Origin of the sequence: Micromonospora sp. NPDC050495 (assembly GCF_040655175.1) — a bacterium.
GTDB lineage: Bacteria > Actinomycetota > Actinomycetes > Mycobacteriales > Micromonosporaceae > Micromonospora.
Window position 1 is genome coordinate 57209 of sequence record NZ_JBFAJK010000027.1, and the last position, 25825, is coordinate 83033.

Below are 25825 nucleotides of genomic sequence, written 5' to 3' on the forward strand. Positions count from 1 at the left end.
CACCACACGTGTCAGGCCCCGATCTCAGCGACCATGGTGTCCGCGTCCTCGAACGACTCAACCGTGCGAAACCCTTCGGCGGCGTACAGCCTCGCAGCGAAGTTCGCCCGCTCCACGCTCAGCGACACCCTGCGGATGCCGCGTTCTCGGGCGGCGTCCAGAACAGCGCGCACGAGCATCCGGCCCACACCCCGACCCCGCCAGGTTTCCCGCACGCCGATCGTCAGCTCTGGTACGTCGTCACTGACGTACCCGTAGCCCGGATCAGCGGCGGTCAGGTATCGGAACCAGGCCGTGCCGACTGGCCGATCAGCCGGGTCCACCGCAACCAGGCCGAAGTCGTTCGGCCGCATCCAACCGGTGACGTAGTGAGCCAGTGCGGGATTCGTCAGGATCTGCTCGCGAGACCAGTTGCGCTCAGGCAGCCAGTTCACGGCCTCCACGAGCATGTCAGCCAGGAATTCGGAGTCAGCCGGGGTGGCTGCGCGGATGCCAAGGTCGGTCACCGCCGAAGCGTCGCACACAAGGTCGGATCTGCCGAAGCGCCGTCCGTCGGTCTCCGGCATCCTTGCCGTTGCCCGCTCGGTCGGGCCGGATCCGAGCCAGGTGATCATGGAGGGCTGGCTGGCCCTGTCATCGAAGGTTTCGTAGTCTCGACCGCCATGGGGAACCTTGCCGCGGCGGGCTTCGGTGCCCTCGCCAGCCTCGTGGTCGTAGCCCTTGGCGCTTGGCTCCAAGCCCAACGCGAGCGCCGGCACTGGCTCCGCGATCAGAAGCTTCGAGGAGCGGTCGACTACATCACCAGCACCCGATATCTGCTCACTCAGTATCGGAGAGTGGGCGAGCAGGGCATGGACCAGGACGACCGACGAGAGTGGCGGAGCCGGATGCAGAGCTCTCGGTCCACTCTCAGCCTTCTCTGCGTTGCTCCGACGGTGTCACTGGCGAATGACGTCGCGAAGGCGCTCTACCGTCTCACCCCTGACTCTGCTGAGGCTCAGGAGGCGGCGGCGGAAGCGGCCTTCCAGAAACTGGTCTGGCAGCTGCGGAAAGAACTCGGCTCACCACAACTCGACAGTTGAGCTGCCGGTTGGTCGATCTGCACGCGGCGGCGACCGAACCGAACGGAAGCGGCCTCCCCCGCCGGGTGCCGACCCTCAGAGCTGCTTGCCGAGCCAGAGGCCGAACGCGGCCAGCACCATGCTCACCCCGACGCTGCCGAGCACGTTGACCGCCTCCACGGTGGCGTTCCTGCGCAGCAGTCCCAGCGTGTGCCACTCCTCCGTGGAGAAGGTGGTGTACGCGGCGATGAAGCCGACCCCGACGATCGTGGCGAAGTCCTGTGCCCCCGCCCCGAGGTGCTTCGCGGCGTAGCCGGTGACGATGCCGAGCGCGAGCGCGCCGGACACGTTGATCAGGAAGTGCTGGCCGGGAACGCCCTGGCGGAGCCGGAAACCCGTGCCGCCCACCAGGGCTTGACCGCCGCGTCGACCCCGGCGCGGGTCAACGCGCCCAGCCCGCCGGCCAGGAACACCCCGATGCCGAGCCACATCATCTGCCTCCGGCTGCCGGACGGCCCACCTTGACCTCGGCGAGGCGAGCGCCGAGCGCGGCGGCGACGACCCCGCCGACGATGCTCAGGATCAGGTAGCTGATGGCCGAGCCGGTCCGTCGCGCGCCGATCAACTGGTCGGACTCGACGATGAGGTGCGACCAGGTGGTGAAGCCCGCGATGAGCCCGGTCGAGAGGAACGGCTTGCCCCAGGGGCCGGTCAACAGGTGCGCGCCGACCAGCGTCGTCACGGCGGCGAGGGCGAACGCGCCCACCACGTTGATCGCGAAGGTGACCCACGGGAAGTGCGGTGGGGTGGCCGCCGCGAAGTTCTGCCACAGCACGTACCGCAGGGTCGCGCCGAGTCCGCCGCCGAGGAGGATCGCGAGAACCTTCACCGCTCCAATCTGCACGGCTGTCCGCCGCCGCCGGACCCGCCGGAAGGGTCTCACCCGATCGGGTGGGCGGTACCCGCGGCCCGGCGGGCGACCGGGTCGGCTGCCCCGATAATCCTGGCAGGGCGCGTACGGCCGGCCGCCCGGCGCGCGTCCCCGCTGCGGGCGTCGACCGGGCCGGCAGACGCCGGAGCGGCGGGAGGCCGGGCATGACGACCGGAGGCGGCAGCGAACTGGTGCGCCGGCCGGGCGGGTCGACCCGGGCCACCCTGCTGGAACTGGTCTTCGACGTGGTGTTCGTGGCCGCCCTCGCGGCGGCCTCGATGCGGATCGCCGAACAGCACTCATGGCCGGGCACCTGGCTGGTCGCGGTCATGCTCATGGCCATCTGGTGGACCTGGTCGGTCACCTCGACCACCACCGACTTCTACGACCCGGACCGGCGGCCGATCCAGAGCATCCTCATGGTGACGATGTTCGGCGCCCTGGTGATGGCGGCGACGCTGGCCGCCGACCCGCACTCGCTGATCTTCGCCGGCGGGTACGTGATCCCGCACCTGTTCCGGGGTCTGGTGCTGGTCACCGTGTTGCACCGGCGCCGGCACCAGGCCCAGCAGCGGGCGGCCCGGTTCCTCTTCTGGTTCCTGGCCTCCAGCGTCCTCTGGCTGGGCGGCGCGCTGCTGCACGGTCCGGCCCGGACCGCGCTCTGGTCGGTCGCGGTGGTGGCCGACTACGTCTCGGCCGCGGCGCGCTACCCGACGCCCGGACTCGGCCGGGTGCCGCTCGCCCAGTACGAGCAGACGAGCGAGCACCTGGCCGAGCGGTACCAGCAGTTCGTCATCCTCGCGCTCGGTGACATCGTGCTGGTGCCGACGCTGCGGATCAACACCACCGAGTTCACCCGCGCCCGGTCGGCAGCCTTCCTCGCCGCCTTCGCCGTCATGCTGCTGCTCTGGCAGATCTACGTGCTGCGCGCCGGAACCATCGTGGCGTCCACCACCCCGCCGCTGGTGCGGCGGGCGGCCCGGCTGGCGCCGTACACCCACCTGCTCATGCTCTCCGGCATCGTCTGCACCGCCGCGGCGTTCGACCTGGTCGTCGGCCGGCCCACCGGGGACACGCCGGGACGCTGGCTGGTCCTGATCCTCGGCGGGCCCGCGCTGGTCCTGATCGGGCGCAGCCTGTTCATCCAGCGGGTCCTGGGCGTGCCCCCGTGGCGGCGGGTGCCCTGGCTGCTGGCGCTGGCGGCGGTGACCCCCTGGGCGGGCGGCTGGTCGCCGCCTTCGTCGTGCTGGTGCTGACCGGCGTGGTGGTCGGCGACGCGGTGGCCCCGTCGCCGACCCGATCCGCGCTCCGCGGCCGCCCCGGCTGACCCGCGGCAGGGCCGGGGGTCAGAGCGGATAGGTGCGGGCCACCGCGAGCATCTCCGAGCTGTGCGAGCCGACCACGCCGACGTCGGCGGGCCGCGGGCGGAAGCCGGGCAGCCCGGTCAGGCCGTCGCTGGCGTCCATGACCCGCACGTTCACCTGGCCGGCCTTCGGCACGAGGGTGAGCGTCAGCTCGACGCCCTCGGGCGGCGGGGCGTGGAACACGATCCCGAAACCCCACCGCCCGTCGCGGGCCTTGACCGGCACGTCCCGCCCGGCCACCGTGGCCGACCGGACCGTGGCCGTGGCGGTCTCCACGTGCAGGGTGAGCAGCCGTACCGTCCGCTGCGGGACCACCCGCAGCCGGAGCACCCGCTGGTCACCGCCGCGGGTGTCGGCGAGCGTCTCCAGCTTCGGGGCGGGCACGTCGGCGGCCGGGGCCGGGCCGGCGCGCAGCTCGCCGTCGCCGAGACCGGGGAAGTCGGCGGAGACGTCGGTGCGGCCGTCCACGTACCCGTCGGTCCACGGCTGCGGCGCGTCCTCGTGGCTGAGCCAGCGGGCGGCGCCGGTGCCGGCGTCCAGGGCGTACATCAGGTGGGTCGGCACGGGATGGGCGGCGTCGAAGCGGTCCACGGCCAGGCCGACCCCGGCGAGCACCACGGCGGCGAGCGCGGCGGCGCCGGCCGGCAGCGCGCCCAGCCGGCGGGCCCGCAGCGCGACCAGGCCGCGCTGGCCGCCGGCCTGCGGGTGCAGCAGGTCGACCACCGGCAGCACGGCCAGGCCGAGCAGCACGGAGACGAGCGCGGCCACCCCGCCCATCGCCATGCCGAGCGCCGGGAAGAGCAGCACCACGGGGGGCAGCAGGATCACCACGGCCACCGCGCCGGCCAGGGTCGCCGCGACCACCGGCCACGGGCCGTCCAGCCGGGTGCCCAGCGCCGCCAGGCCGGCGAGCGCGCCGGCCAGCGCCGGCAGCGTGGTCAGGTACGCGCCGCCGGGCACCAGCACGGCGAGCAGCACCCCGAGCAGGGCCAGCCAGGCCAGCCCGCCGAACGCCAGCGCGGCCGGACCGACCCGGCGGCGGGTCAGCGCGTACCAGGTGAACAGGACCGCGGCGGCGAGCGCCACCACGGCCAGCCGGTACCAGACCGGTCGGTACGGGTCGAGCAGCTCGGCGTACCCGGGGCGGACCGTGGTGATCGCGGTCCAGAGCAGCCACGCGCCGAGCGGGGCGACGACGATCGGCACCAGGGCCAGCCCGACGCCGGCGGCGAGCCGGCCGGCGGTGGCCCGGCCGCGGCGGCGCAGCAGCCAGCCGAGCGCGCCGACCGCCAGCAGGGCGGCCAGCGCCAGCGGCAGGGTCAGCCAGCCGGGGTAGCGGACCAGCCCGCCCGGCACCGGGAAGTAGGTGGCGTCGTGGCCGGAGCGCAGCTGCCGCAGGTCGGTCCGGCCGAACTCGCGGGCCAGGCCGAGCGCGTTGTCGCCGTGCATCTGCAGGCTGCCCCGGTCCATCGCTGCCGGGGTGTCCAGCGGCGTGTGGTAGATCGCCCCGCCGTCGATGTACGCCGAGTTCAGCCCGACGAAGTCGTGGTCGAGGAACGCGGTGAAGTCGGTGTCGTTCGGCAGCGCCCGGTAGATCTCCACGGCGAAGGAGGTGCCCACCGGGTGCGGTGCGGCCCGGCCGAAGACGTCCACCAGCTTCGCGTTGTTCCGGGACGTCTCGAACATGATCACCGGGCCGGTGGCGCCGCGCGCCTCCAGGTTGAGCACCACGCCCCCGTCGCGGGCCAGCGGGTGGTCGGCGGCGAACCCGGACGCGCCGCACAGGCACGCCTCCTCGGCGTCGGTGAGCACGAACACCACGTCGTTGCGGGGGCGCGGACCGGTGGCCAGCGCCCGGGCCACCTCCAGGATGGTGGAGGTGCCGGCGGCGTCGTCGTTGCCGCCCGGCCCGGACTGCACCGAGTCGTAGTGGGCGACCAGGAAGACCCGCCCGGTCGAGGCGGTGCCGGGCAGCCGGGCCACCACGTTGCGGACCCGGGCCACCGTCGCACCGCCGGCCGCCCCGCTGAGCTGCCCGGCCTCCGGCGCGACCGCGTCCTGCACCTCGGTCTCCAGGCCGAGGCCGCGCAGCACGCCCACCAGGTGTTCGCGGACCTGGTCGTTGGCGGTGCTGCCGGCCACGTGCGGCCGGGTCGCGATGACCCGCACGTTCTCGTACGCCCGCTCGGCGCTGAACTCGCCCGCCGGGGCGTCCGCCGGGCGCGGCGCCGGGGTGGCCAGGTCGACCAGGACACCCGCGCCGACGGCGAGCAGCGCGACGAGCGCCGCGAGCGCGGCGAGCGGTCGCCGGCGGGGCCGGGTCAGCGCCCGGTCGGCGGGGCGGGAGGGGGGTACGCCCACGGGAACTCCTCGGGGATGGGTCGGGTGGGGATCATCCTGCACCCCGGGCGGCGGGCCGCGGCAGCCCCCGGTCGGCCGGTGCGTTCCGGGCCGGACAGGGTCGGCCGCGTAACATCGGAACCCGGCCCGGTCGCTCTCCGGCGGGTGGGTCGATATCGGTGCGGGCCCGTTCCGGTATCTGTCGTGTTGTGTGCGGCCGTTGTCTGATACAGGATCAGCAGGGCACTCGGAAGGAGCCCGACATCACCAGCGAACTCCCGCGTCTCGCGGCGGTGACCCGACCGCAGCGGGGGTCCGGTCTGCCCGGCGCCGCGGTCGTGCCGCAGGCCGGTTTCGGGCACTACGCGAGCGTGCCCCCGGGCGAGCGGCTGCGGGTGCTCCTGGTCGAGGACGACGAGGGCGACGCCTTCCTGGTCGGCGAACTGCTCGCCGAGACCAACTCGATGATCGACCTGCTCGTCGCCACCAGCCTCAGCGAGGCCCGCCAGCGGGTGATGGGGGTCGACTGCGTCCTGCTCGACCTGGGCCTGCCCGACGCGCAGGGGCTGGACGGCCTGCGCCAGGTGCTGGACATGGCCAGCGGCGCGGCGGTCTGCGTGCTGACCGGCCGCTCCGACGAGCACCTGGGCATCGTCGCGGTCGCCGAGGGCGCGCAGGACTACCTGGTCAAGGGACAGGTCGACGGGGTGCTGCTGACCCGCGCCCTGCGCTACGCCGTGGAGCGCAAGCGGGCCGACGTGAACGCCCGCCGGCTGCGCGAGGTGGAGCTGCGCCAGGCCGAGTCGGCCCGGCTGGAGCGCGGTCTGCTGCCGCAGCCGCTGATGACCACCGACCAGGTGGCGGTGCACACCTTCTACCGCCCCGGCCGGCACGCGGCGCTGATCGGCGGCGACTTCTACGACGTGGTGCAGACCCGGCCGGACCGGATCGACCTGATCGTCGGTGACGTGTGCGGCCACGGGGTCGACGAGGCGGCCCTCGGCGTCGAGTTGCGGGTGGCCTGGCGGGCGCTGATCCTGGCAGGCGTGCCGGACGAGGAGGTGCTGCCCGCCCTGGAGCAGGTGCTGATGAGCGAGCGGCGGCTCCAGGAGATCTTCGCCACGGTGGCCACCACCCGGCTCGACCTGGCGGCCAACCGGGCGACGGTGCGGCTCGCCGGTCACCCGCCGCCGCTGCTGCTCGCCGGCGGGCGGGTGGCCCCCGTGCCGGCCCGGGGCGGCCTGCTGCTCGGCGTACGGCCGCGCCGGCCGGTGGCGTTCGACCTGGAGTTCGAGACCGAGGACTGGTCCCTGCTGATGTACACCGACGGCCTGATCGAGGGGCGCGTGGGCAGCGGCGACGACCGGCTCGACGTGTCCGGGCTGACCGAGCTGCTCGCCGACCCGGCCAGCCGGGCGGTCTCGCTGGCCGAGCTGCCCGCCTGGCTCGTCGGCCGGGCCGAGCAGCTCAACGGCGGCCCGCTCGCCGACGACGTCGCCATGCTGCTGGTCACCCGCGGCGGTGGCCGGTGAGCACGAGCGCGACGGCGTCCTCTCGGTCTTCGGAAGGTGGTTCGGTGCAGGCGTACCAGCGGGGTTGGACCCTGCGTCGGCGGGTCGTCGCGCTGCTCAGCGTGGTGCTGGTGCTGCTGCTCGGGCTGGCCGCCGCGGAGGCGACCCTGGCGGCGAAGAACCGGCAGAACATCGACGCGGTCCTGCTGAAGACCGGTCCCCTCCGGGTGCAGGCGCAGGAGCTGCTCAGCGCCCTGCTCGACCAGGAGACCGCGGTCCGCGGGTACGCCGTGAACGCCGACCGCAAGGACCTGGCGCCGTACGAGGACGGCCTGAAGCGGGAGCGGGACACCGTCGCCGAGATGCGCGGGTTGGCCCGCGACTACCCGGACGTGCTGCGCGAGCTGGGCGTCGTGGAGCAGCAGGCCGCGCAGTGGCGGCGCGACGTCGCCGCGCCGGTGATCAGCACCACCGAGCGCAGCGGCCCGGCCGCCGGCCGGGCGCTGATCACCGAACAGACCCGGCAGCGGTTCGACGGCATCCGGGTCGCGGTGGACAAGCTCCAGAACGAGATCCTCATCGTCCGGCAGCAGACCGCCGCCGACGTGAACGACACCAGCAACGTCCTGGTGGTGCTGCTGATCATCGCGGCGCTGGTGGTGGCGGTCGCCGGCGCGGTCATGCTGCTCTCGCTGGACCGGATCCTGATCCGGCCGCTGGCCGGCCTGGTCGGCCAGGTGCGGGAGGTCGCCGCCGGCGACTACCAGCACCACATCGAGGGGTCCGGCCCGCCGGAGTTCCGCCGGCTCGCCGACGACATCGACCTGATGCGGCAGAAGATCGCCCGGGAGCTGGACGAGGTCCGCGAGGCCCGGGAGCGGATCGAATGGGTCAACGGCCAGCTCCAGAAGCAGGCCGAGGAGCTCACCCGCTCCAACCGGGACCTCGAGCAGTTCGCCTACGTGGCCTCGCACGACCTGCAGGAGCCGCTGCGCAAGGTGGCCAGCTTCTGCCAGCTCCTCCAGCGCCGCTACGCCGGTCAGCTCGACGAGCGCGCCGACCAGTACATCGCGTTCGCCGTGGACGGCGCGCAGCGGATGCAGCGGCTGATCAACGACCTGCTCGCGTTCTCCCGGATCGGCCGCCTCACCACCGGTTTCACCGAGGTCGACCTGAACAAGGTGATGGGTGACGTGGCCGGGCAGACCGAGGCCGCCCGCCAGTACAGCGATGCCGAGCTGAGCTGGGACCAGCTGCCGGTGATCCGCGGCGAGGAGCCGCTGCTGACCAACCTGCTGGCCAACCTGGTCAGCAACTCGATCAAGTTCCGCCGGCCCGACGTGGCGCCGAAGGTGCACGTGTCGGCCCGGCTGGTGGACGACGAGTGGGAGATCAGCTGCCAGGACAACGGCATCGGGGTCGAGCCGGAGTTCGCCGACAAGATCTTCGTCATCTTCCAGCGGCTGCACGCCAAGGACGCGTACCCGGGCACCGGGATCGGCCTGGCGATCGTCAAGAAGATCGTGGAGTACCACGGCGGCCGGGTCTGGGTGGACACCGGCCTCGACGAGGGCACCGCGATCCGGTTCACCCTCCCCGCCCTGCCCGAGGACGTCGAGCGGGCCCGTGCGGCAGCCGAGCCGGAGGCGGACGAGCCGGAGGCGGACGAGCCGGAGGCGGACGAGCCGGGGGCGGCCAGCGAGCCGAGCGGGGAGTCGGTGACGACCGGCGACGGCGCGGATGACACCCTTCGGTCGGCGCCCGTCGGCGCCCAGGCCGACCACGCCGAAGGCGGGGAACCGCCCGAGGGGGCGGCCGGACACGGTACAACCGGTGGCATGAAGGAGACGGTGGGATGACCGCGCCGGCAGACGGCAAGAGCCCGATCGAGGTCCTGCTCGTCGAGGACGACCCGGGCGACGTGTTGATGACCCAGGAGGCGTTCGAGGAGCACAAGCTCCGCAACCGCCTCACGGTCGTCTCCGACGGCGCCGAGGCGCTGGCGTACCTGCGGCAGGAGGGCCAGTACGCGGACGCGGTGACCCCCGACCTGATCCTGCTCGACCTGAACCTGCCCCGCCGGGACGGCCGGGAGGTGCTGGAGGAGATCAAGAAGGACGAGCAGCTCTGCCGGATCCCGGTGGTGGTGCTGACCACCTCCCAGGCCGACGAGGACATCCTGCGCAGCTACCAGCTGCACGCCAACGCCTACGTGACCAAGCCGGTGGACTTCGATCGCTTCATCTCGGTGGTCCGCCAGATCGACGAGTTCTTCGTCAGCGTGGTCAAGCTGCCGCCGCGTGGCTGACCAGCTGCTGGACGATGTCGACGCGCTGCTGCGACAGGCCGCGGCGGAGATCGTGGTGCCGCTGTTCCGGCGGCTCGACGACGCCGACATCTCCGAGAAGGCACCCGGCGAGGTGGTCACCGTCGCCGACCGCGAGGCCGAGGAACTGATCTCCGCGGGGCTGCGCCGGCTGCGCCCCGGCTCGGTGGTGGTCGGTGAGGAGGCAGTCGCCGCGGACCCCGACCTGCTGCGCCACCTGCACGGCGACGGCGACGTCTGGCTGGTCGACCCGGTCGACGGCACCTCCAACTTCGCCGCCGGCCGGCGGCCGTTCGCCCTGATGATCGCCCTGCTGACCGACGGCGTGCCGGTGGCCTCCTGGGTGTACGACCCGCTGGACGGGACGATGGCCATCGCCCGCGCCGGGGCAGGCACCCGGCTGGACGGGACGGCGGTACGCACCACCGGGGCGCAGCCGGAGGTCGGCGCGTTGCGGGGCACCGCGATGACCCGGTTCCTGCCGCCGGACGCCCGGCGGAGCGTGTCGGCGGGCGGTACCCGCATCGGCGAGCTGCTGCCCGGCCAGCACTGCGCGGGCCGGGAGTACCTCGACATCCTCACCGGCAAGCAGCAGTTCGTGCTCTTCTGGCGCACCCTGCCGTGGGACCACGTCCCCGGCGCGACGCTGGTTCGGGAGGCGGGCGGGGTGGCGCGGCGCTTCGACGGCACCGACTACCACCCGGCGGACGAGGGCCGTGGCCTGCTGGTCGCGGCCAGCGAGGAGATCTGGAACGAGGTCCGCGCGGCCCTGCTCGGCAGCTGACCGCGACAGGGTCGCCACGCTGCGTCGACGATCGACGTCGGGCGAGGTCGTGGGCCTGGCACGGCGGGCGCGGTCCGGTATCGTGACCGGCGGTTTCCGCCAACAGGCCGCCGATCGGGGCCGGTGGAGCCGCCGCCGCGCAGAGTTCGACCCGGGGGGCCGGCGGTCGACGGAAGGACGCTTTCGTGCCCAGGACCAGGCTCATCCGGCGGCGCGTCCGCCGGGCGCTGCTCGCCCTGCTCGCCGCGACGGCGCTGCTGCTCGGCGCGGGACTCGCCACCGCCGGGCCGGCGGCCGCCGCGCCCAGCCCGAGCGCCCCCGACGAGGGGGGCAGCAAGCAGCTGCGGGCGGCGCTCGACGCGGCGGCCCGGGGCCACATCGAGGCCAAGGCCCGCCTCGACAACTCCAAGCGCCGGCAGACCGCGCTGACCGGGCAGCTCAAGCAGCTCGACGTACGCCTGGTCGAGCTGACCGCCCAGGTGGGCGAGGTGGCCGCGCAGTCCTACCGGGTGGGCCGGCTGACCCCGGTGTCGATGCTGCTGGCCAGCTCCAGCCCGAACGCCTTCGTCAAGCGCGCCGCCGAGTTGGACGTGATGGCGCAGCGGGACAGCAAGCGGCTGCGCGACCTGAACGAGACGAAGGCCGAGGCGGCCCAGGCCAAGCTGGCCCTCGACGCCGAGGTCCGCGAGCAGCAGAAACAGCTCGCCGTGCTGGCCCGGAAGAAGCGGGACGCCGAGGTGGCGCTGGCCAAGGTCAGCTCGGGCAGCGGCGCCGGCTTCGGCGGCGGCTCCGCGTCCGCCAAGCCCGCGCCGCGCAACCCGGACGGCTCGTGGCCGTCGGAGTCGTGCTCGGTGAACGACCCGACGCCGGCCGACGGCTGCATCACCCCGCGCACCCTGCACATGCTCCAGCAGGCCCAGGCGGCCGGCTACCAGCGCTACGTGTCCTGCCACCGCAGCGGCGGCGACGGGGAGCACCCGAAGGGGCGGGCCTGCGACTTCGCGGCGGCCACCAGCGGCTTCAAGGACGTCTCGGCCACCGGCGGGGACAAGGCGTACGGCGACCGCCTGGCCACCTGGGCGAAGAACAACGCGAGCCGGCTCGGCATCATGTACGTGATCTGGTATCGGCAGATCTGGATGCCGAACACCGGTTGGCGGTCGTACAGCGGGGGCGGCAGCCCGGCCGCCGACCACACAAACCATGTTCACATCTCGATGTATTGACCCTGCCGGCCGGGAACGCTGCGTAGCATCGCGACGGTGAGCAGTACCTCCTCCGATGTCGCGGTGGACCCGGCGCCGGCGGCGCCGACCCCACCCCGGGCCCTGCCGAACGGGCTCGCCGCGTTCCTGGTCTTCCTCTCCAGCGGCGCCGTGCTGGTGCTGGAGACCGTCTCGCTCCGGCTGGTCGGCCCGTACGTCGGGGTGACCCTCCAGGTGACCAGCTCGGTCATCGGCATGGCGCTGGCCGCCATCGCGTACGGGGCGTGGATGGGCGGGTGGCTGGCCGACCGGCGGGACCCGCGTACCCTGCTCGCCCCGGCCCTGGTGCTGGCCGGTATCGCCACCGCGGTGACCCTGCCGGTCGTCCGGTACGCCGGCGAGGCGCTGCGCGGCGGCGCGGTCAGCGCGGTGCTGCTGCTGACCGCGGTGGCGGTGCTGCTGCCGGCGGCGCTGCTCGCCGGGATCACCCCGCTGGTGGTGAAGCTTCAGCTGGCCGACCTGCGCCGGACCGGTCAGGTGGTCGGGCGGCTCTCCGGCATCGGCACCCTCGGCGGGATCACCGCCACCCTGCTCACCGGCTTCGTGCTGGTGGCCGCCCTGCCCAGCTCGGTGATCGTGCTCGGGCTGGCCGGCGGGCTCGGGCTGACCGGGCTGGTGCTCGGGGCGTACCTGCGGCGGCGGGCGGGGACCCGGCTGCCGGCGCCGGCCCGGGCGAAGGCCGCCCTCGCGGTGCTCGGCCTGGCCGGCGCCGGGTTCGCCACCGTGGCCCCGAACCCGTGCGACGTGGAGACGGCCTACCACTGCGCCCGGGTCGAGGTGGACGGGCAGTGGCCGGACGGGCGCACGCTCTACCTCAACTCGGCCGAGCACTCCTACGTCGACCTGGGCGACCCGAGCCACCTGAAGTACGCGTACACCCAGTGGATCGGGCTGGTGGCGGACCAGGCCGCGGCGCCGGGGCAGCGCCTGGACGCCCTGCACCTGGGCGGCGGCGGCTTCACCATCCCGCGCTACCTGGCCGCCACCCGGCCGGGCACCCGCAGCCTGGTCTTCGAGATCGACGGCGGGCTGGTCGAGCTGGACCGGCGCGAGCTGGGCGTGCGGACCGGCCCGGAGCTGACGGCGAAGGTCGGCGACGCGCGGGTGCTGCTCGGCGGGGAGCCGACCGACAGCCGGGACTTCATCGTCGGCGACGCCTTCGGTCACCTGGTGGTGCCGTGGCACCTGGCGACCCGGGAGATGGCCGCGGACATCCGCCGGGTGCTGCGCCCGGGCGGGATCTACGTGCAGAACGTCATCGACTACCCGCCGGGCCGGTTCATCCGGGCGGAACTGGCCACCGTGGCGGCCGAGTTCCGCAACGTCGCGCTGATCGCGCCGCCCTGGGCGATCGAGGGCCGGTCCGGCGCCAACTTCCTCATCGTCGGCTCGGACGCGCCGCTGCCGCTGGACCGGCTGGCCGCCGGCCTGCCCCGGCTGCCCGATCAGGCGGTGCTGCTGCACGGCGCCGAGCTGACCGCGTTCGTCGGTGACGCCCTGGTGCTGACCGACGACTACGCCCCGGTGGACCAGCTCCTGGCGACCGCCTGAACGGGTGACTTTTCTGACCGATTCCGACCCTTCAGGTGTAGGAGGGCTCACCAGGGGCAACTGCACCCACCATGGGAGCAGCGGTCAGGGGCGGCGCGCAGCTGCTGGGTGAGCGGTACCGGTTGGTCGAGCAGCTCGGTGCCGGTGGCATGTCGGTGGTCTGGCGCGGTTACGACGAGGTGCTCGGCCGTCAGGTGGCGATCAAGGTGCTCGCCTCGCGGCTCGCCAGCGACAAGGCGTTCCGGCACCGGATCCGGATCGAGGCGCAGGCCGCCGCGCGGCTCTGCCACCCCAACATCACCAACGTGTACGACTACGGCGAGTCCGAGCAGGTCGGCCTGACCGTGCCGTACGTGGTGATGGAGCTGGTGGACGGCGGCCCGCTGAGCGCCCGGCTGGGGCGCGGCGGGCAGCTGCCCTGGCGGGAGGCGGTGACCATCGGCGCGGAGGTGACCTCGGCGCTGGCCACCGCGCACGCCCGGGGGGTGGTCCACCGGGACGTCACGCCGAACAACGTGATGCTCACTCCGACCGGGGTGAAGGTCGTCGACTTCGGCATCTCGGCGCTGGTGGGGGAGAGCGAGAAGGGCCCGGACGGCGCCCTGCTCGGCACGCCCGCCTACCTGGCGCCGGAGCGGCTGGACGACGGCCAGGTCTCCCCGGCCACCGACGTCTACGCGGTCGGTCTGCTGCTGTACCGGATGCTCACCGGCCGGCTGCCCTGGCAGGCCAGCACCACCACCCAGATGCTGCGGGCACACATGTACACCGAGCCGGACCCGATGCCGGCGGTGGTGGGGCTGCCCGATCAGGTCGCCGAGCTGGTCCGGCGCTGCCTGGCCAAGCGCCCGGAGGACCGTCCGGCGACCGCCGAGGTGGCCCGTACGCTCGCCGAGGCGGCGGGGATCGCGGCGATCGTGCCGGTCTCCCCGGCACTCGGCCAGTTCGACCCGGCGCTGCTGGAGAACGCCGGCACCACGATCCTGCCCTGGTCGACGGCGACCGACGCGCTGCCGTTCTCGGCCGTACGCACCCGCAATCGTCGGGCCGTGTCCCGGCGCCGCCGGGTGGAGGCCGGGGTGGCCGCCGCCGGCCTGGTCGCGGTCACCGCCACGCTCTGGGGGCTGACCTCGAAGAGCCCGGCCAGCGGCGGGGTGGAGCCGACCGAGGCGCGGATGGCGCTGCCGGAGCCGACCCCGTGCGCCGTCGACTACGTGCTGCGGCGGGACACCGGCAAGGACTTCACCGCCGACCTGACCCTCACCAACACGGGTAAGCGGGAACTGCGGGGCTGGACGATGAGCTTCACGTTCCCCGGCAAGCAGACGGTGACGAAGGCCCAGCCGGCGGTCCGGCAGCAGGGGCGGACCGTGCTGCTCCAGCCGCCCGCCGCGGATGCCGCGCTGGCTCCCGGTGCGTCGAAGAAGGTCTCGCTGAGCGGGACGTACACCGGGGTGAACCAGTTGCCGGTGGAGTTCAAGGTCGGCGATGAGACCTGCGGCGTGCAGGTCGCGGGGGTGGCCGGCTCGGCGCCGACCACGGTGCCGGCCGTGAAGGCCCCGGCCAAGGCGCCGACCGTCAAGACGCCGCCGAAGGCCACCGCCCCGAAGGGCGGTTCGCACCCCAAGCCCGAGAAGCCCCGCAAGCCGAAGGAGGACCCGAAGGGAAAAGCAAGGTGAAGCAACCGAAGGGCGGTGATCACGGGGCCAAGGGCAAGAAGTGACGTTCAGCCGAGCGCGGTGACGCTCAGGTGAGCGCGGCGAAGCGCTGCACCCGCTCGATGCCGCCTTCCACGATGAGCACACTGTCCGGTTGGAGCACGGTGTCCGGCGCGGCGTAGCGGAACGGCTCGCCGGGCAGCTTCGCGCCCACCACCGACACCCCGTACCGCTCCATCGGCGACAGTTCACGCAGCGACCGGCCGACCAGCGGCGGGGGCACCCGGACCTTGGCGATCGCGAAGTCGTCGCCGAACTCGATGAAGTCCAGCATCTTGCTGACGATCAGGTGCGCCACCCGTTCGGCGGTCTCCGCCTCCGGGAAGATCACGTGGTGCACGCCCACCGAGTGGAGAATCTTGGCGTGCTTCTCCGAGGTGGCGCGGGCCCAGATCTGCGGCACCTGCAACTCGGTGAGGGCCAGCACGGTGAGCACGCTCGCCTCGACCGAGGCGCCGATGGCCACCAGCACCCGCCGGAAGCTCGCGATGCCGAGTTGACGCAGCACGTTCTCCTCGGTGGTGTCCGCCTGCACCACCCGGTCCAGCCGGCCGGCCCAGTGCTGCACGCGATCCTGGTCGTGGTCGACGGCCAGCACGTCGTGGCCGAGTTGCAGCAGCGAGTCGGCCAGCCGGCCACCGAACCGGCCCAGCCCGATCACCACGACGCTGCTGTCGTCCGTGCGCCTAGCCGACAATGGGTTGCTCCTCCGGGTAGCGGTACAAACGCCGACGGGTGTTCAACGCGATGGCGGACCCCAGGGTGAGGGGACCGACCCGGCCGATGAACATGAGCACGACCAGCACGTACTGGCCGGGCCGGGACAGGTCGGCGGCGAGGCCGGTGGAGAGGCCGGTGGTGCTGAACGCGGAGGTCACCTCGAAGATCGCGGTGAGGCTGCGCAGGTTGTCGGCGAGCAGGATCAGGGCGATCGTGCCGACGACGACCAGTGCCACGCTGAGCAGCGCGACGGTCAGCGCCTGTCGCTGGCTGGCCGTGGCGACCCGCCGGCCGCTCACCGTCACGTCCGGTTCGCCGCGCAGCTCGGCCCAGATCACGAAGCTGAGCAGGAAGAACGTGGAGACCTTGATGCCGCCGGCGGTGCTGGCGCTGCCTCCGCCGATGAACATCAGCACGATGAACAGCGGGTACGTCTCCTCCCTGAGCCTCTCGATGTTGATCACGTCGAAGCCGCCGGTGCGGCTCAGCGCGATCTGGGTGAACGAGGCGAGCAGCTTGCCCGGCGCGTCGTAGGTGCCGATGGTCGCCGGGTTGGTCCACTCGGCCAGCAGCAGGAAGCCGAACCCGAGCAGGAGCAGCGCCACGGTGCCCCAGATGGTCAGCTTGGTGGCCACCGCCCAGCCGGCCGGCCGCCGCCACTCGCGGGCCGCCTCGAAGAGCGACGGGAAGCCGAGCCCGCCGACGATCGCGCCGAGGGCCAGCGGCAGCGCCACCCACGGGTCGCGGGAGAAGGCGAGCAGCCCGTCGGAGTAGAGCGTGAAACCGCCGTTGTTGAAGGCCTGGATGGCATGGAACGCGGCCGTCCAGAGCGCCACCCGCGGCGGGTAGTGGTAGGTCAGCCAGAGCCGGGCGGCGATGATCGCGGTCATCACGGCCTCGCAGACGAAGACCGTGCTGGCGATCCGGGCCAGCAGCCAGCCGACGTCGCCGATGCCGAACTCGGCGGTCTCGGCCTGCACGAGCAGCCGGTTGCGCAACCCGAGCTGCCGGGAGACGGCCAGGATCACCAGCGCCGCGATGGACAGGATGCCCAGGCCACCGAGCTGGGTGAGCACGGTGATCATGGCCAGCCCGAAGGGGTTCCAGTAGTTCGGGGTGTCGTTGACGGCCAGCCCGGTGACGGAGACCGCAGAGGTCGAGGTGAACAGCGCCGTGACGAACGGGGTGTATTCCTGCTTGCTGGTGGCCGCGGGCAGCATCAGCAGCGCGGTGCCGAGCAGGATCGCCGCCAGGAACCCGAACGGCACCAGCCGTACCGGGTTCCGGAGCAGGCGGCGCATCTGGTCATCTTCCGTCCGGAGCTTCACCGGCAGGTCCGGAACCGGGCAACTGCCGGCACCGCTCGCGCCGGCCGGGGGTCAGGGCCGGAGCACGTAGCGACCGCGTACCCCGCCCTTGGCCATGGCCCGGTGGGCGTCGGCGACCCGGTCCAGCGGCAGGACCGTGTGCACCCTCGCCGGCAGTTCGCCGGAGGCGGTACGGGCGAGCAGGTCGCCCAGTCGCGGGCCGTCCGGCTGGGTGACCACCACGGCGACGGTGATCCCGCGTTCGGTGGCCGGCACGGCGTTGGGCCGGACGCCGACGAAGGCGCCGCCGTCGCGGACCAGGGCCAGTGCCTGCTCCTGCAGCACCCCCGCATCGGCGACCGCGTCCCAGCCCGGCTCCGGGCGGCTGGTGAAGTCGGCGCCGAGGCTGCGGACGAACTGCTCGTCCTGGGCTCTGGCCAGCCCGGTCACCTGCCAGCCGCGGTCCTGCGCGAGCGAGGTCAGGTACCCGCCGACCGCGCCGGCCGCCCCGGTCACCAGCAGCCGGTTCCCGCCGGTGGGCGCGTCGCCGAGCAGGTCGACGAGCTGCGCCGCGGCCAGCCCGTTGAGCGGTACCGTCGACGCCGCGACCAGGTCCAGCCCGTCGGGCACGACGGCGAGGTCGGCGGCCGGCACGACGAGCTGCTCGGCGTACGTGCCGAAGTCGCGGTCGAACCCGACCACCACACCGGCGACCCGGGTACCGACGGCCAGGTCCACGCCGGGACCGCCGGCGATGACGACACCGGCGAAGTCCCAGCCAAGGCCGGTGCGCTCGGGCTGGTTGATCAGCCCCAGGCTGTGGAAGAACCCGCCCGCGACGCCGAGGTCGACGGGGTTGACCGGTGCGGCGGCGATCTCCACCCGGACCTCGCCGGGTCCGGGCTCGACGACGGGAACGTCGATGATCTCGATGGAGTCGGGACCGCCCGGGGTACGGACGACGGCGGTACGGAAGGTGGCCATGGTCGATCGGCTCCTCGCGGCTTGTCGGCAACGGTCGTGCTGCATCTACGATGGATGGGTAACTCTCCACCGGGAAGAACCCACCTCGAAGTGCGTAAGCCACCACCGGGTAGGAAGGAGCGGCCGTGCCAACGCTCACCGCGGCCCAGCAACGGGCGCAGGCGCAGGCGGACTACGACGCGTTCCTGGCCGGCTGCCCCAGCCGCCAGCTGCTCGACCGGATCTCCGACAAGTGGGTCGCGCTGATCCTGGCCGCGCTCGGCGGCGACGGCCCGCGCCGGTCCGGGGCGGACCGTGGTGGTGAGCCGCGCGCGATGCGCTACTCGGAGTTGGCCCGCCGGCTGGCCGGGGTCAGCCAGAAGATGCTCACCCAGACGCTGCGCTCCCTGGAGCGCGACGGCCTGGTCACCCGCACCGTGACCGCCACCGTGCCGGTCACCGTCACGTACGAGCTGACCGACCTCGGTCTCTCACTGCACCAGCTCATGCGCGGCGTCAAAGAGTGGGCCGAGGCGCACATGGACGAGGTGCACGCCAACCGCGAGAAGTACGACACCCGCGTCGGCTGAGCGTCGATCGCGGCCGGATCGGCGGGCGATCGCGTGGTAGGACGCCTCATGGCGCACCTGCCGGCGCCCCCGCCGACCAGCCCGACACCGCGTGCTCCGCGCGGAGCTGCCCCGCGTGTTGCGGCACATCGGGCCTACGCGGGATTCGCGGCCTCGCGTGTTGCGGCACGTCGGGCCTACCCGGGACCGGGATGCCGCGAACTGCCGCCCGTCGGGCCTACGCGGGATGCGCGGCCTCGCGTGTTGCGGCACGTCGGGCCTACCCGGGACCGGGATGCCGCGAGCTGCCGCCCGTCACGCGCCAGTCGCGGTTCTGCGGCGACAGCAGGGTCCTGCTTGCTGCCTTTCGACCTGATATCAGAAACGACTCACCAGTGCCCAGTTTGGCGGTGGCGCTGGCTGTGGGAGGCCGAGATTGGCGGGTGCGTGAGTCGTTTTTGACGTCAGCTCGACAGGGGGCGGGGACTAATGCCCCGGCGGCTCGGCGACGTAGGTGCCACGGCCCGGCTGGCCGGTGATCAGCTCGCGATCGTGCAGCAGCGACAGGGCACGGGAGGCCGTGTTCATGTGGACGCCGTAGGTCTCGGCCAGTTCGCGGGTAGAGGGCAGCTTGTCGCCGGGCTTCAGTTCGCCGCTCTTGATCTTCGCGGCGAGCTCGTTGGCGATCTGACGGTATGGCGCTTCGGCTGTAGGCATGGTGAGGACTCCGGTCGGTTCGGCACCTCCGATCATGCCGGGCCTACACCAGTAACTGCAACAAGCGGAACGCCCGATGTGGACGCTCGACCTACACAGGTATTTTGGGTAGGCTGACCCGCGTCCGGCTCCGGTTGGTTCGGCAAACCTCGGGAGTCGGACGCGCATTGGGCTCCGGGGTCGCACCGCCGAACGGGCTGCGGTCGCGGGGCCGGCGGCCCGTCCCGCGTCCCCGGTCGGCGTCCTCGGTCTGCGGGGCGGGCCGCCTCCACGGCTCGGTGAGGAGGATTGCGTGCGTAACGTGCTCGACCTGTTCCAACCGTCCCGGCGACGGGGGAAGGGGCGGCCGCCGAACGAGGGCTGGTACCGCTCGGAAGCGTGCCGGCCGCTGAGCGTCGGGCAGGTCCGTGGGCGGCGGTTCCGTACCGTCCGGCGCGGGCTGGACCCGGTGGAGGTGCACGCCTTTCTCTACCGGGTCGCCGGTGACCTGGCGCTGGCCCGGCGCGACGCGGCCCGGCACGCCGAGGAGAACACGCGCATCAAGCGAGCGCTCAAGAGCTGGCAGTCCCGGTTCACGCCGGGGGCGTACCGGTGAGCCGGAAGCGGTTCGTCGTACACCTGCCGGTGCTCGCGGCCGACCTGGACGGGGCCCGCCGCCTGGCCCGGGTGATCTGCCGTGCGCTCGGCTTCCTCGCCGACGTCGAACGGCTCGGCGCGACCGTGTCGGCCGAGGACGCGCAGGGCGTACGCCACTGGGTCTGGTGTGACCGGTTGCTCGGCGGCGGGCGACGGTGCGCGCTGCCGGCCGACCACGACGGCGGGTGCGGTCCGCGTGGTGCCGGCCGGTCGGGTTCCTTCGATGGCTCGCCGCGACACAACGGCCGTCCGGTCGATGGGGCCGACGACCACCGGACGTGAGGGAGGTATCCACCGGCCGGGGGCTGCTGTAACGTCGGGCCACCCCACCCTGGTTACTTGTGTGTTTCGGCCACATAGCCCGTGGGTGACGTCACTTCTAGCGTGAGCCGTCACATGACAATCCCCCTGTCCCCACCTGGAGTCGCAATGACGATCCGGCACACGCGACGGGTGTTCCTTTCCGCCGCCACGATGATGGCGGCCGCGCTCGCCGCCACCGCCTGTGGCAGCCCGCAGGACACCGCCTCCGGCGGCGGCGACGCCGCGCCGGTCAAGGTCGGCCTGGTCTACTCCCAGTCCGGCCCGCTGGCCAGCTACGGCAAGCAGTACATCGACGGCTTCCGGGCCGGCCTCGACTTCGCCACCAAGGGCACCGGCAAGGTCGGCGACCGCAAGGTCGAGGTGACCGAGGTCGACGACGCGGGCGACCCGGCGAAGGCGGTCTCCGCGGCGAAGGACCTGATCGGCAAGGGCACGAAGATCATCGCCGGTTCCACCTCCTCGGGCGTGGCCCTCCAGGTCGCCCCGATCGCCGCGCAGAACAAGGTGCTGTTCATCTCCGGTCCGGCGGCCACCGACGCGGTGACCGGGGCCAACAAGTACACGTTCCGTTCGGGCCGGCAGTCGTACCAGGACGTGCTGACCGCGAAGTCCTTCATCGGCGACGCGAAGGGCAAGAAGGTCGTGGTCTTCGCCCAGGACGGCGCCTTCGGTGACGCGAACGAGGCCGCCGTCAAGGCCGTCATCGGCGGCGCCGGCGCGACCGTCAGCAGCGTCCGGGCCCCGGCCAGCGCGACCGAGTTCACCCCGTTCGCCAGCCAGATCAAGGCGGCCAAGCCCGACCTGCTCTTCGTCGCCTGGGCCGGCACCACCGCCCCGGCCATGTGGCAGACCCTCGACCAGCAGGGCGTGCTCGCCTCCACCACGGTGGTCACCGGCCTCGACATCCGGGCCTCCTGGCCCACCTTCGGCGCGGCCGGCAGCAAGATCTCCTTCCTGTCGCACTACTTCGACGGGGCCAGCGACACCGAGGCCAGCAAGGCGCTGAAGGCCAAGGTCGGCACGCTCGACCTGTTCCACCCGGACGGCTTCGCCGCCGCCCAGATGGTGGTGCGCGCCGTGCAGGAGGGTGGCGACGACGTGGAGAAGATGATCAAGGCGCTGGAGGGCTGGCAGTTCGAGGGCGTCAAGGGCCAGATGAGCATCCGGGCCGCGGACCACGCCCTGCTCCAGCCGATGTACCAGGCCAAGCTCAGCGGCAGCGGCACCAACTACACGGCCACCGCGCAGAAGACCCTGACCGGCGACGAGGCCGCGCCGCCGGCCGGCCAGATGAAGGGCTGACCCGTGCTCGCCACCCGCGGTCTGACCTGGCGGATCGGTGAGGTCGCCATCGTCGACTCCGTCTACCTCGATCTCGCGCCGGGGGAGTTCCTCGGCGTGATCGGGCCCAACGGCGCCGGCAAGACCTCGCTGTTCAACCTGATCACCGGGCTGCGCCGGCCCACCGACGGACGGATCCTGCTGGACGGGGAGGACATCACCGACCTCCCTCCGCACCGGCGGGCCCGCCTCGGGCTCGGGCGCACCTTCCAGGCGTCCTCGGTCTTCGGATCGCTGACGGTCCGGGAGAACGTCCGGCTCGCCGTACAGGCGCACCGGGGTGGCTCGATGAAGCTGTGGCGGCGGGCGGCGGCCGACCGGGAGGTGGCCGCCGCCGCCGACGCGGCGCTCGACCGGGTCGGCCTGCACCACCGGGGTACGGCGCTCGCCGGCACCCTGGCCCACGGCGAGAAGCGGAAGCTGGAGATCGCGCTGCTGCTCGCCGGGGAACCCCGGGTCATGCTGCTGGACGAGCCGATGGCCGGGGTCAGCGCCGAGGACGTGCCCGAACTGGTCAGCGTGATCAGGTCGCTGACCGGCGACAGCGGCCGCGCGGTGCTCATGGTGGAGCACCACATGGACGTGATCCTGGAACTCGCCGACCGGATCGCCGTGATGCACCACGGCGCGCTGCTGGCCTGCGACACCCCGGACACGGTGATGGCCAACGCCACCGTGCAGGAGGCGTACCTGGGGGAATCGCTATGACCGAACCGATCCTGTCGGTGGAGAACCTGTCCGTACGGATCGCCGGCCTGCACATCCTGCAGGGCGTGTCGTTCGCCGTCGCGCCCACCGGGGTGACCGTGCTGCTCGGCCGCAACGGCGTCGGCAAGACCACCACGCTGCGCGCGATCGTCGGCCTCACGCCGCGCAACGGGGAGGTGCGGGGCACTGTCCGGATGGGCGCGCAGGACCTGCTGGCCCGCCCGACCCACCGGCTGGTCCGCGGCGGCCTCGGCTACGTGCCGGAGGACCGCTGCGTCTTCGCCGGACTCACCGTCGCGGAGAACCTGCGGCTCGCCGAACGGCGGGGCACCACCCCGGCGTACGACAAGGTCTTCGCGCTCTTCCCCGAGCTGGACCGGCGCGGGCGGCAACGGGCCGGCTCGCTCTCCGGCGGGCAGCAGCAGATGCTCGCGATCGGCCGGGTGCTGCTCAACGACAACCGGCTACTGCTGATCGACGAGCCGACCAAGGGGTTGGCGCCGAAGGTGGTGACCGAGGTGGCCGAGGTGCTGGAACGGGTGGCCGAGTCCGTGCCGGTGCTGCTGGTCGAGCAGAACCTCGCCGTGGTGCGCCGGCTGGCGCGCGATGCCGTGGTGCTCTCCGCCGGCCAGGTGGCCTGGACGGGCGACGCCCAGGAACTGCTGCTGGAGACCGCCCTGACCAAGTCCCTGCTCGGCGTCGGCTCCGAGGCGCCGGTGAGCGCGCGGAGCGAGCCGGGTCCGCCCGCCGCGCAGGCACGAACGAAGGGTGACGCGGCATGAACACGGTGATCCTGCTGACCCTGACCGGGCTCGGCCTGGCGGCGCTCTACTTCCTGGTCGCCTCCGGCCTGTCCCTGGTCTTCGGCCTCGCCGACGTGCTCAACTTCGCCCACGGCCTGTTCCTCGGCGTCGGGGCGTACGCCACCTGGTGGGCGGCGGGCAACCTGCCCGGCGCCGGCTCGGACGGCTTCGGTTTCGTGGTGGCGGTCGCCTTCGGCGTGCTCGCCGGTGCGCTCGTCGCGGTGCTGGTGGAACTGGTGCTGATCCGGCCGCTCTACTCCCGCACCATCGAGCAGGTGCTGGTCACCGTCGGCCTGTCGCTGGCCGGGGTGGCGCTGCTCCAGGCCACCTGGGGTGCGGACGCGCGCACCTTCCCGCGGCCCGGCTGGACCCGGAACGTCACCTCGGTGCTCGGCGCCAACGTGCCGAACGCCGGCCTGCTGCTGATCGTCGCCGCCGTGCTGGTGCTCGCCGGGCTGCTCGCCTTCCTCCAGTTCACCCGGTACGGCCTGATCATCCGGGCCGGCGTGGAGAACCGGGAGATGGTCACCGCGCTCGGCATCGACGTGCGCAAGGCGTTCACCCTGGTCTTCGCCATCGGCGGGGCGGCCGCCGCGCTGGCCGGCGCGCTCGGCGGCGTCTACTTCGGCACGGTCTCGCCCGGCCAGGGCGGCTCACTGCTGATCTTCGCGTTCATCGTGGTGGTGATCGGCGGGATGGGCTCGGTGGTCGGCTCCGCGTACGCGGCGGTCGCGGTCGGGCTGCTGCAACAGTTCGTCAACTACTACGGCACCTCCGGGCTCGGCGACGTCTGCGTGGTCGGTCTGCTCGCCGTGGTGCTGCTGCTGCGTCCGCAGGGCCTGGCCGGAAAGGTGGCTCACGCATGACCGAGGTGACGAGTCCCGAGGTTGCCGCGCCGCCCGCGCGGGTGCCCGACGAGCTGACCCCCGGGCATGCCCGCTGGCACGGGCTGCGCCCGTACGCGCCACTGGTGGCGCTGCTGGTGGCGGCGATCCTGCCGTACTCGACGGTCAACCTGCCGGGCATCTTCGAGGGGCCGCTGAACTCCCCGGGCACCCTGCAACTGCTCGCCATCTGCCTGGTCTTCGGCGGCCTGGCCGCCGGCTACGACCTGCTCTTCGGCCGCACCGGCATGCTCTCCTTCGGGCACGCCCTCTACTTCGCCGCCGGCGTGTACGGCACCGACATCCTGGTCACCCGGGCCGGGCTGCCGCTGTGGCAGGCGGGGCTGCTCACCGTCACCGGCGGGACGATCCTCGCGGCGCTGCTCGGCGCGGTGGCGCTGCGCACCGTCGGGATCGCGTTCGCCATGGTGACGCTCGCCTTCGCCCAGGTCGGGGCCATCCTGGTGGCCCGGGACTTCGGCGGGCTCACCGGCGGCGAGGAAGGGCTGCCGCTGGACGTCTCCGGCCTGCCGGCGGCCCTCGTGGGGGTCACCAACACGGTGAACCTGTACTGGCTGGCGCTGGCGTACCTGGCCCTGGTGGTCTTCGTGGTGCACCGGGTGAGTGGCTCGCCGACCGGGCGGGTGCTGGCCGGGCTGCGCGACGACGAGCGGCGGATCGGGGTGCTCGGGCTGGACCCGTACCGGTTCAAGCTGGTCGCCTTCACCCTCTCCGGTGGCCTGGCCGCGGCGGGTGGGGTGGTCTACTGCCTGATCGTCGGCGGCGCCAGCCCGCACATCACCTCCTCCGAGCTGACCTTGTCGCTGCTGGTCATGGTGGTGCTGGGCGGGCCCGGCACCCGCTGGGGCCCGGTGCTGGGCGGCGTCCTCTACATGTATCTGGACCACCGGCTCACCGCCTTCGGCAGCAGCGACGCGGTGAACAGCCTGCCGGCGTTCCTCAGCCACCCGCTGTCCCAGCCGCTGTTCGTCCTCGGCACCGTCTTCATCCTGGCGGTGTACTTCTTCCCCGGCGGCCTGGCCAGCCTCCGCACCCGCCTGCACCCCCTGCTGACCGCCCTCCGCCGCCGCTGACCCCCGCCCGCCCGCCGCCGCCCGAGTTGATCAAGGAGTTTGCGTCCGAATCCGCCGTAGGATGACGCACATTCCTTGATCAAGACGGGCTGCGCGCCGGCGGGCGCGAGGCGGGCTTCTGGAGGGGTCGTGGGGGAGAGCAGGTTCGCGGTTGTCAGCGGGGGCGGGACCGGGATCGGGGCCGCGGTCGCGCGGGGACTCGTCGCTGACGGGTACGACGTGCTGATCGTCGGCCGGCGCACGGAGGTGCTGCTGGCCGCCGCGGAACGGATCGGGGCGGAATCCGGGCGGCCCGAGGCGGTCAGCGCGGTGACCGCCGACCTGACCGATCCGGCGCAGCTCGCCGCCGTCGTCGAGGCGGTCGGGGAACGGACCGTCGATGCCGTGATCAACAACGCCGGCGGCTACCTGGCCGGGCCGACCGACACGCTCACCGACATGGCCACCTGGTGGCGGGCCAACCTGGACGCCAACGTGCTCACCGCCGTGCTGCTCACCGAGGCGCTGCTGCCCGCCCTGCGCCGCCCCGGCGGGCGGGTGCTGCTGATCAGCTCGATCGCCGCCCAGCGGGGCGGGGCCGGGCCGTACTCGGCGGCGAAGGCGGCGCTGCACGGCTGGGCGTACGACCTGGCCGCGCAGCTCGGCCCGGACCAGATCACGGTCAACGTGGTCAGCCCTGGCTACGTCGCCGAGACCGAGTTCTTCGGCGACCGGATGACCTCGGAGGGGCACGCCAAGCGGGTCGCCGCCACCCTGGTCGGCCGCGCCGGCGTACCGGACGACATCGCCGCCGCGGTCCGCTACCTGGTCAGCCCCGCCGCCGGCTACGTCACCGGCCAGGTCCTCGGCGTCAACGGCGGCTCGGTTCTCGGCCGCTGACCCGGCGGAGACGCTCCGCGACGTGCTGC

The 25825-nt window shown here is 73.0% G+C and carries 25 protein-coding genes and 1 pseudogene; 18 read left to right on the top strand and 8 right to left on the bottom strand.

All coding sequences use genetic code 11. The features are described 5' to 3' along the window. Positions 1 to 11: 11 nt before the first annotated feature. Positions 12 to 758 (bottom strand): GNAT family N-acetyltransferase, encoded by a 747-nt coding sequence (locus AB0I11_RS23270; protein ID WP_357324134.1) that lies wholly within the window; start codon positions 756 to 758, stop codon positions 12 to 14. A 93-nt stretch (positions 759 to 851) separates the two neighbouring features. Between AB0I11_RS23270 and AB0I11_RS23275 the strand changes: the two genes are divergently transcribed. Beyond that, positions 852 to 1082, top strand: a complete 231-nt coding sequence (locus tag AB0I11_RS23275) for a hypothetical protein (protein ID WP_357324137.1) — start codon at positions 852 to 854, stop codon at positions 1080 to 1082. A gap of 75 nt (positions 1083 to 1157) precedes the next feature. Here AB0I11_RS23275 and AB0I11_RS23280 read toward each other — a convergent pair whose 3' ends face one another. Continuing rightward, positions 1158 to 1469 (bottom strand): CrcB family protein, encoded by a 312-nt coding sequence (locus AB0I11_RS23280; protein WP_357324140.1) that lies wholly within the window; start codon positions 1467 to 1469, stop codon positions 1158 to 1160. Positions 1470 to 1551: 82 nt separating this feature from the next. Then, entirely contained in the window at positions 1552 to 1950 is a 399-nt protein-coding gene (locus AB0I11_RS23285) for a CrcB family protein (protein WP_357324143.1), read from the bottom strand. A gap of 206 nt (positions 1951 to 2156) precedes the next feature. On the opposite strand from AB0I11_RS23285, the gene AB0I11_RS23290 reads away from it, so the two are divergent. Then, a complete protein-coding gene (locus tag AB0I11_RS23290; RefSeq protein ID WP_357324145.1) occupies positions 2157 to 3248 on the top strand; it encodes a low temperature requirement protein A in 1092 nt (363 codons plus the stop codon). Between the two features lie 90 nt (positions 3249 to 3338). On the opposite strand, the gene AB0I11_RS23295 is transcribed toward AB0I11_RS23290, so the two are convergent. After that, on the bottom strand, positions 3339 to 5717 hold the full coding sequence (locus AB0I11_RS23295; protein WP_357324148.1) for a M28 family peptidase: 2379 nt from the start codon (positions 5715 to 5717) through the stop codon (positions 3339 to 3341). Positions 5718 to 5989: 272 nt separating this feature from the next. Here AB0I11_RS23295 and AB0I11_RS23300 point away from each other — a divergent pair, with 272 nt between their 5' ends. From AB0I11_RS23300 to AB0I11_RS23330, 7 genes are all read left to right on the top strand, one after another. Next, on the top strand, positions 5990 to 7228 hold the full coding sequence (locus tag AB0I11_RS23300) for a fused response regulator/phosphatase (RefSeq protein ID WP_357324151.1): 1239 nt from the start codon (positions 5990 to 5992) through the stop codon (positions 7226 to 7228). A gap of 44 nt (positions 7229 to 7272) precedes the next feature. Beyond that, positions 7273 to 9066 (top strand): ATP-binding protein, encoded by a 1794-nt coding sequence (locus tag AB0I11_RS23305; protein WP_357324154.1) that lies wholly within the window; start codon positions 7273 to 7275, stop codon positions 9064 to 9066. Next, positions 9063 to 9515 carry a response regulator gene (locus AB0I11_RS23310; protein WP_357324157.1) on the top strand — a complete coding sequence of 151 codons (453 nt, stop codon included), beginning with the start codon at positions 9063 to 9065 and terminating at the stop codon, positions 9513 to 9515. Before AB0I11_RS23305 ends, AB0I11_RS23310 begins: the two co-directional genes overlap by 4 nt. Next, entirely contained in the window at positions 9508 to 10317 is an 810-nt protein-coding gene (locus tag AB0I11_RS23315) for an inositol monophosphatase family protein (protein WP_357324160.1), read from the top strand. The genes AB0I11_RS23310 and AB0I11_RS23315 overlap by 8 nt, the downstream gene beginning before the upstream one ends. A 236-nt stretch (positions 10318 to 10553) precedes the next feature. Next, positions 10554 to 11543 carry a hypothetical protein gene (locus AB0I11_RS23320; RefSeq protein WP_357324241.1) on the top strand — a complete coding sequence of 330 codons (990 nt, stop codon included), beginning with the start codon at positions 10554 to 10556 and terminating at the stop codon, positions 11541 to 11543. A gap of 36 nt (positions 11544 to 11579) precedes the next feature. Beyond that, positions 11580 to 13133 (top strand): fused MFS/spermidine synthase, encoded by a 1554-nt coding sequence (locus tag AB0I11_RS23325; protein WP_357324163.1) that lies wholly within the window; start codon positions 11580 to 11582, stop codon positions 13131 to 13133. Positions 13134 to 13204: 71 nt separating this feature from the next. After that, complete coding sequence (locus tag AB0I11_RS23330) at positions 13205 to 14812, top strand: serine/threonine-protein kinase (RefSeq protein WP_357324166.1); 1608 nt, start codon at positions 13205 to 13207, stop codon at positions 14810 to 14812. Positions 14813 to 14879: 67 nt separating this feature from the next. Here AB0I11_RS23330 and AB0I11_RS23335 read toward each other — a convergent pair whose 3' ends face one another. The 3 genes from AB0I11_RS23335 to AB0I11_RS23345 all read right to left on the bottom strand — a co-directional run bounded on the left by AB0I11_RS23335 (position 14880) and on the right by AB0I11_RS23345 (position 17862). Then, entirely contained in the window at positions 14880 to 15548 is a 669-nt protein-coding gene (locus AB0I11_RS23335) for a TrkA family potassium uptake protein (protein ID WP_357324169.1), read from the bottom strand. Next, positions 15538 to 16872 (bottom strand): potassium transporter TrkG, encoded by a 1335-nt coding sequence (locus AB0I11_RS23340; RefSeq protein WP_357324172.1) that lies wholly within the window; start codon positions 16870 to 16872, stop codon positions 15538 to 15540. Before AB0I11_RS23340 ends, AB0I11_RS23335 begins: the two co-directional genes overlap by 11 nt. Positions 16873 to 16950: 78 nt before the next feature. Next, positions 16951 to 17862: an NADP-dependent oxidoreductase gene (locus AB0I11_RS23345; protein WP_357324175.1), complete on the bottom strand. Its 912-nt coding sequence runs from the start codon at positions 17860 to 17862 to the stop codon at positions 16951 to 16953. Positions 17863 to 17987: 125 nt separating this feature from the next. On the opposite strand from AB0I11_RS23345, the gene AB0I11_RS23350 reads away from it, so the two are divergent. Further along, positions 17988 to 18431 (top strand): helix-turn-helix domain-containing protein, encoded by a 444-nt coding sequence (locus AB0I11_RS23350; RefSeq protein WP_357324178.1) that lies wholly within the window; start codon positions 17988 to 17990, stop codon positions 18429 to 18431. Positions 18432 to 18896: 465 nt separating this feature from the next. Here AB0I11_RS23350 and AB0I11_RS23355 read toward each other — a convergent pair whose 3' ends face one another. Further along, positions 18897 to 19127, bottom strand: a complete 231-nt coding sequence (locus AB0I11_RS23355) for a winged helix-turn-helix domain-containing protein (RefSeq protein ID WP_357324244.1) — start codon at positions 19125 to 19127, stop codon at positions 18897 to 18899. A 301-nt stretch (positions 19128 to 19428) separates the two neighbouring features. Between AB0I11_RS23355 and AB0I11_RS23360 the strand changes: the two genes are divergently transcribed. The 8 genes and pseudogenes from AB0I11_RS23360 (at position 19429) to AB0I11_RS23395 (ending at position 25796) form a co-directional block, all read left to right on the top strand. Further along, positions 19429 to 19722 carry a DivIVA domain-containing protein gene (locus AB0I11_RS23360; protein WP_357324247.1) on the top strand — a complete coding sequence of 98 codons (294 nt, stop codon included), beginning with the start codon at positions 19429 to 19431 and terminating at the stop codon, positions 19720 to 19722. Beyond that, positions 19719 to 19952 (top strand): annotated as a pseudogene (locus AB0I11_RS23365) (hypothetical protein); the annotation flags it as partial. The gene AB0I11_RS23360 and the pseudogene AB0I11_RS23365, both read left to right, overlap by 4 nt. 240 nt (positions 19953 to 20192) lie before the next feature. Next, positions 20193 to 21389 (top strand): substrate-binding domain-containing protein, encoded by a 1197-nt coding sequence (locus AB0I11_RS23370; protein ID WP_357324180.1) that lies wholly within the window; start codon positions 20193 to 20195, stop codon positions 21387 to 21389. 3 nt (positions 21390 to 21392) lie between these two features. Continuing rightward, positions 21393 to 22136: an ABC transporter ATP-binding protein gene (locus tag AB0I11_RS23375; protein WP_357324184.1), complete on the top strand. Its 744-nt coding sequence runs from the start codon at positions 21393 to 21395 to the stop codon at positions 22134 to 22136. After that, a complete protein-coding gene (locus AB0I11_RS23380) occupies positions 22133 to 22918 on the top strand; it encodes an ABC transporter ATP-binding protein (protein WP_357324187.1) in 786 nt (261 codons plus the stop codon). Before AB0I11_RS23375 ends, AB0I11_RS23380 begins: the two co-directional genes overlap by 4 nt. Next, positions 22915 to 23805, top strand: coding sequence for a branched-chain amino acid ABC transporter permease (locus AB0I11_RS23385; protein WP_357324191.1), 891 nt, complete (start codon positions 22915 to 22917; stop codon positions 23803 to 23805). Before AB0I11_RS23380 ends, AB0I11_RS23385 begins: the two co-directional genes overlap by 4 nt. Continuing rightward, positions 23802 to 24917 (top strand): branched-chain amino acid ABC transporter permease, encoded by a 1116-nt coding sequence (locus AB0I11_RS23390; protein WP_357324194.1) that lies wholly within the window; start codon positions 23802 to 23804, stop codon positions 24915 to 24917. The genes AB0I11_RS23385 and AB0I11_RS23390 overlap by 4 nt, the downstream gene beginning before the upstream one ends. A gap of 129 nt (positions 24918 to 25046) precedes the next feature. Beyond that, positions 25047 to 25796, top strand: coding sequence for an SDR family oxidoreductase (locus AB0I11_RS23395; RefSeq protein ID WP_357324197.1), 750 nt, complete (start codon positions 25047 to 25049; stop codon positions 25794 to 25796). Positions 25797 to 25825 lie beyond the last annotated feature (29 nt).

What these genes read in the sequence shown, in the direction of transcription:
- AB0I11_RS23310 (WP_357324157.1), top strand. Translation starts at nt 9,063, where the DNA reads ATGACCGCGCCGGCAGACGGCAAGAGCCCGATCGAGGTCCTGCTCGTC.
- AB0I11_RS23330 (WP_357324166.1), top strand. Translation starts at nt 13,205, where the DNA reads ATGGGAGCAGCGGTCAGGGGCGGCGCGCAGCTGCTGGGTGAGCGGTAC.
- AB0I11_RS23340 (WP_357324172.1), bottom strand. Translation starts at nt 16,872, where the DNA reads ATGCGCCGCCTGCTCCGGAACCCGGTACGGCTGGTGCCGTTCGGGTTC.
- AB0I11_RS23390 (WP_357324194.1), top strand. Translation starts at nt 23,802, where the DNA reads ATGACCGAGGTGACGAGTCCCGAGGTTGCCGCGCCGCCCGCGCGGGTG.
- AB0I11_RS23275 (WP_357324137.1), top strand. Translation starts at nt 852, where the DNA reads ATGGACCAGGACGACCGACGAGAGTGGCGGAGCCGGATGCAGAGCTCT.
- AB0I11_RS23370 (WP_357324180.1), top strand. Translation starts at nt 20,193, where the DNA reads ATGACGATCCGGCACACGCGACGGGTGTTCCTTTCCGCCGCCACGATG.
- AB0I11_RS23380 (WP_357324187.1), top strand. Translation starts at nt 22,133, where the DNA reads ATGACCGAACCGATCCTGTCGGTGGAGAACCTGTCCGTACGGATCGCC.
- AB0I11_RS23345 (WP_357324175.1), bottom strand. Translation starts at nt 17,862, where the DNA reads ATGGCCACCTTCCGTACCGCCGTCGTCCGTACCCCGGGCGGTCCCGAC.
- AB0I11_RS23290 (WP_357324145.1), top strand. Translation starts at nt 2,157, where the DNA reads ATGACGACCGGAGGCGGCAGCGAACTGGTGCGCCGGCCGGGCGGGTCG.
- AB0I11_RS23355 (WP_357324244.1), bottom strand. Translation starts at nt 19,127, where the DNA reads ATGCCTACAGCCGAAGCGCCATACCGTCAGATCGCCAACGAGCTCGCC.
- AB0I11_RS23385 (WP_357324191.1), top strand. Translation starts at nt 22,915, where the DNA reads ATGAACACGGTGATCCTGCTGACCCTGACCGGGCTCGGCCTGGCGGCG.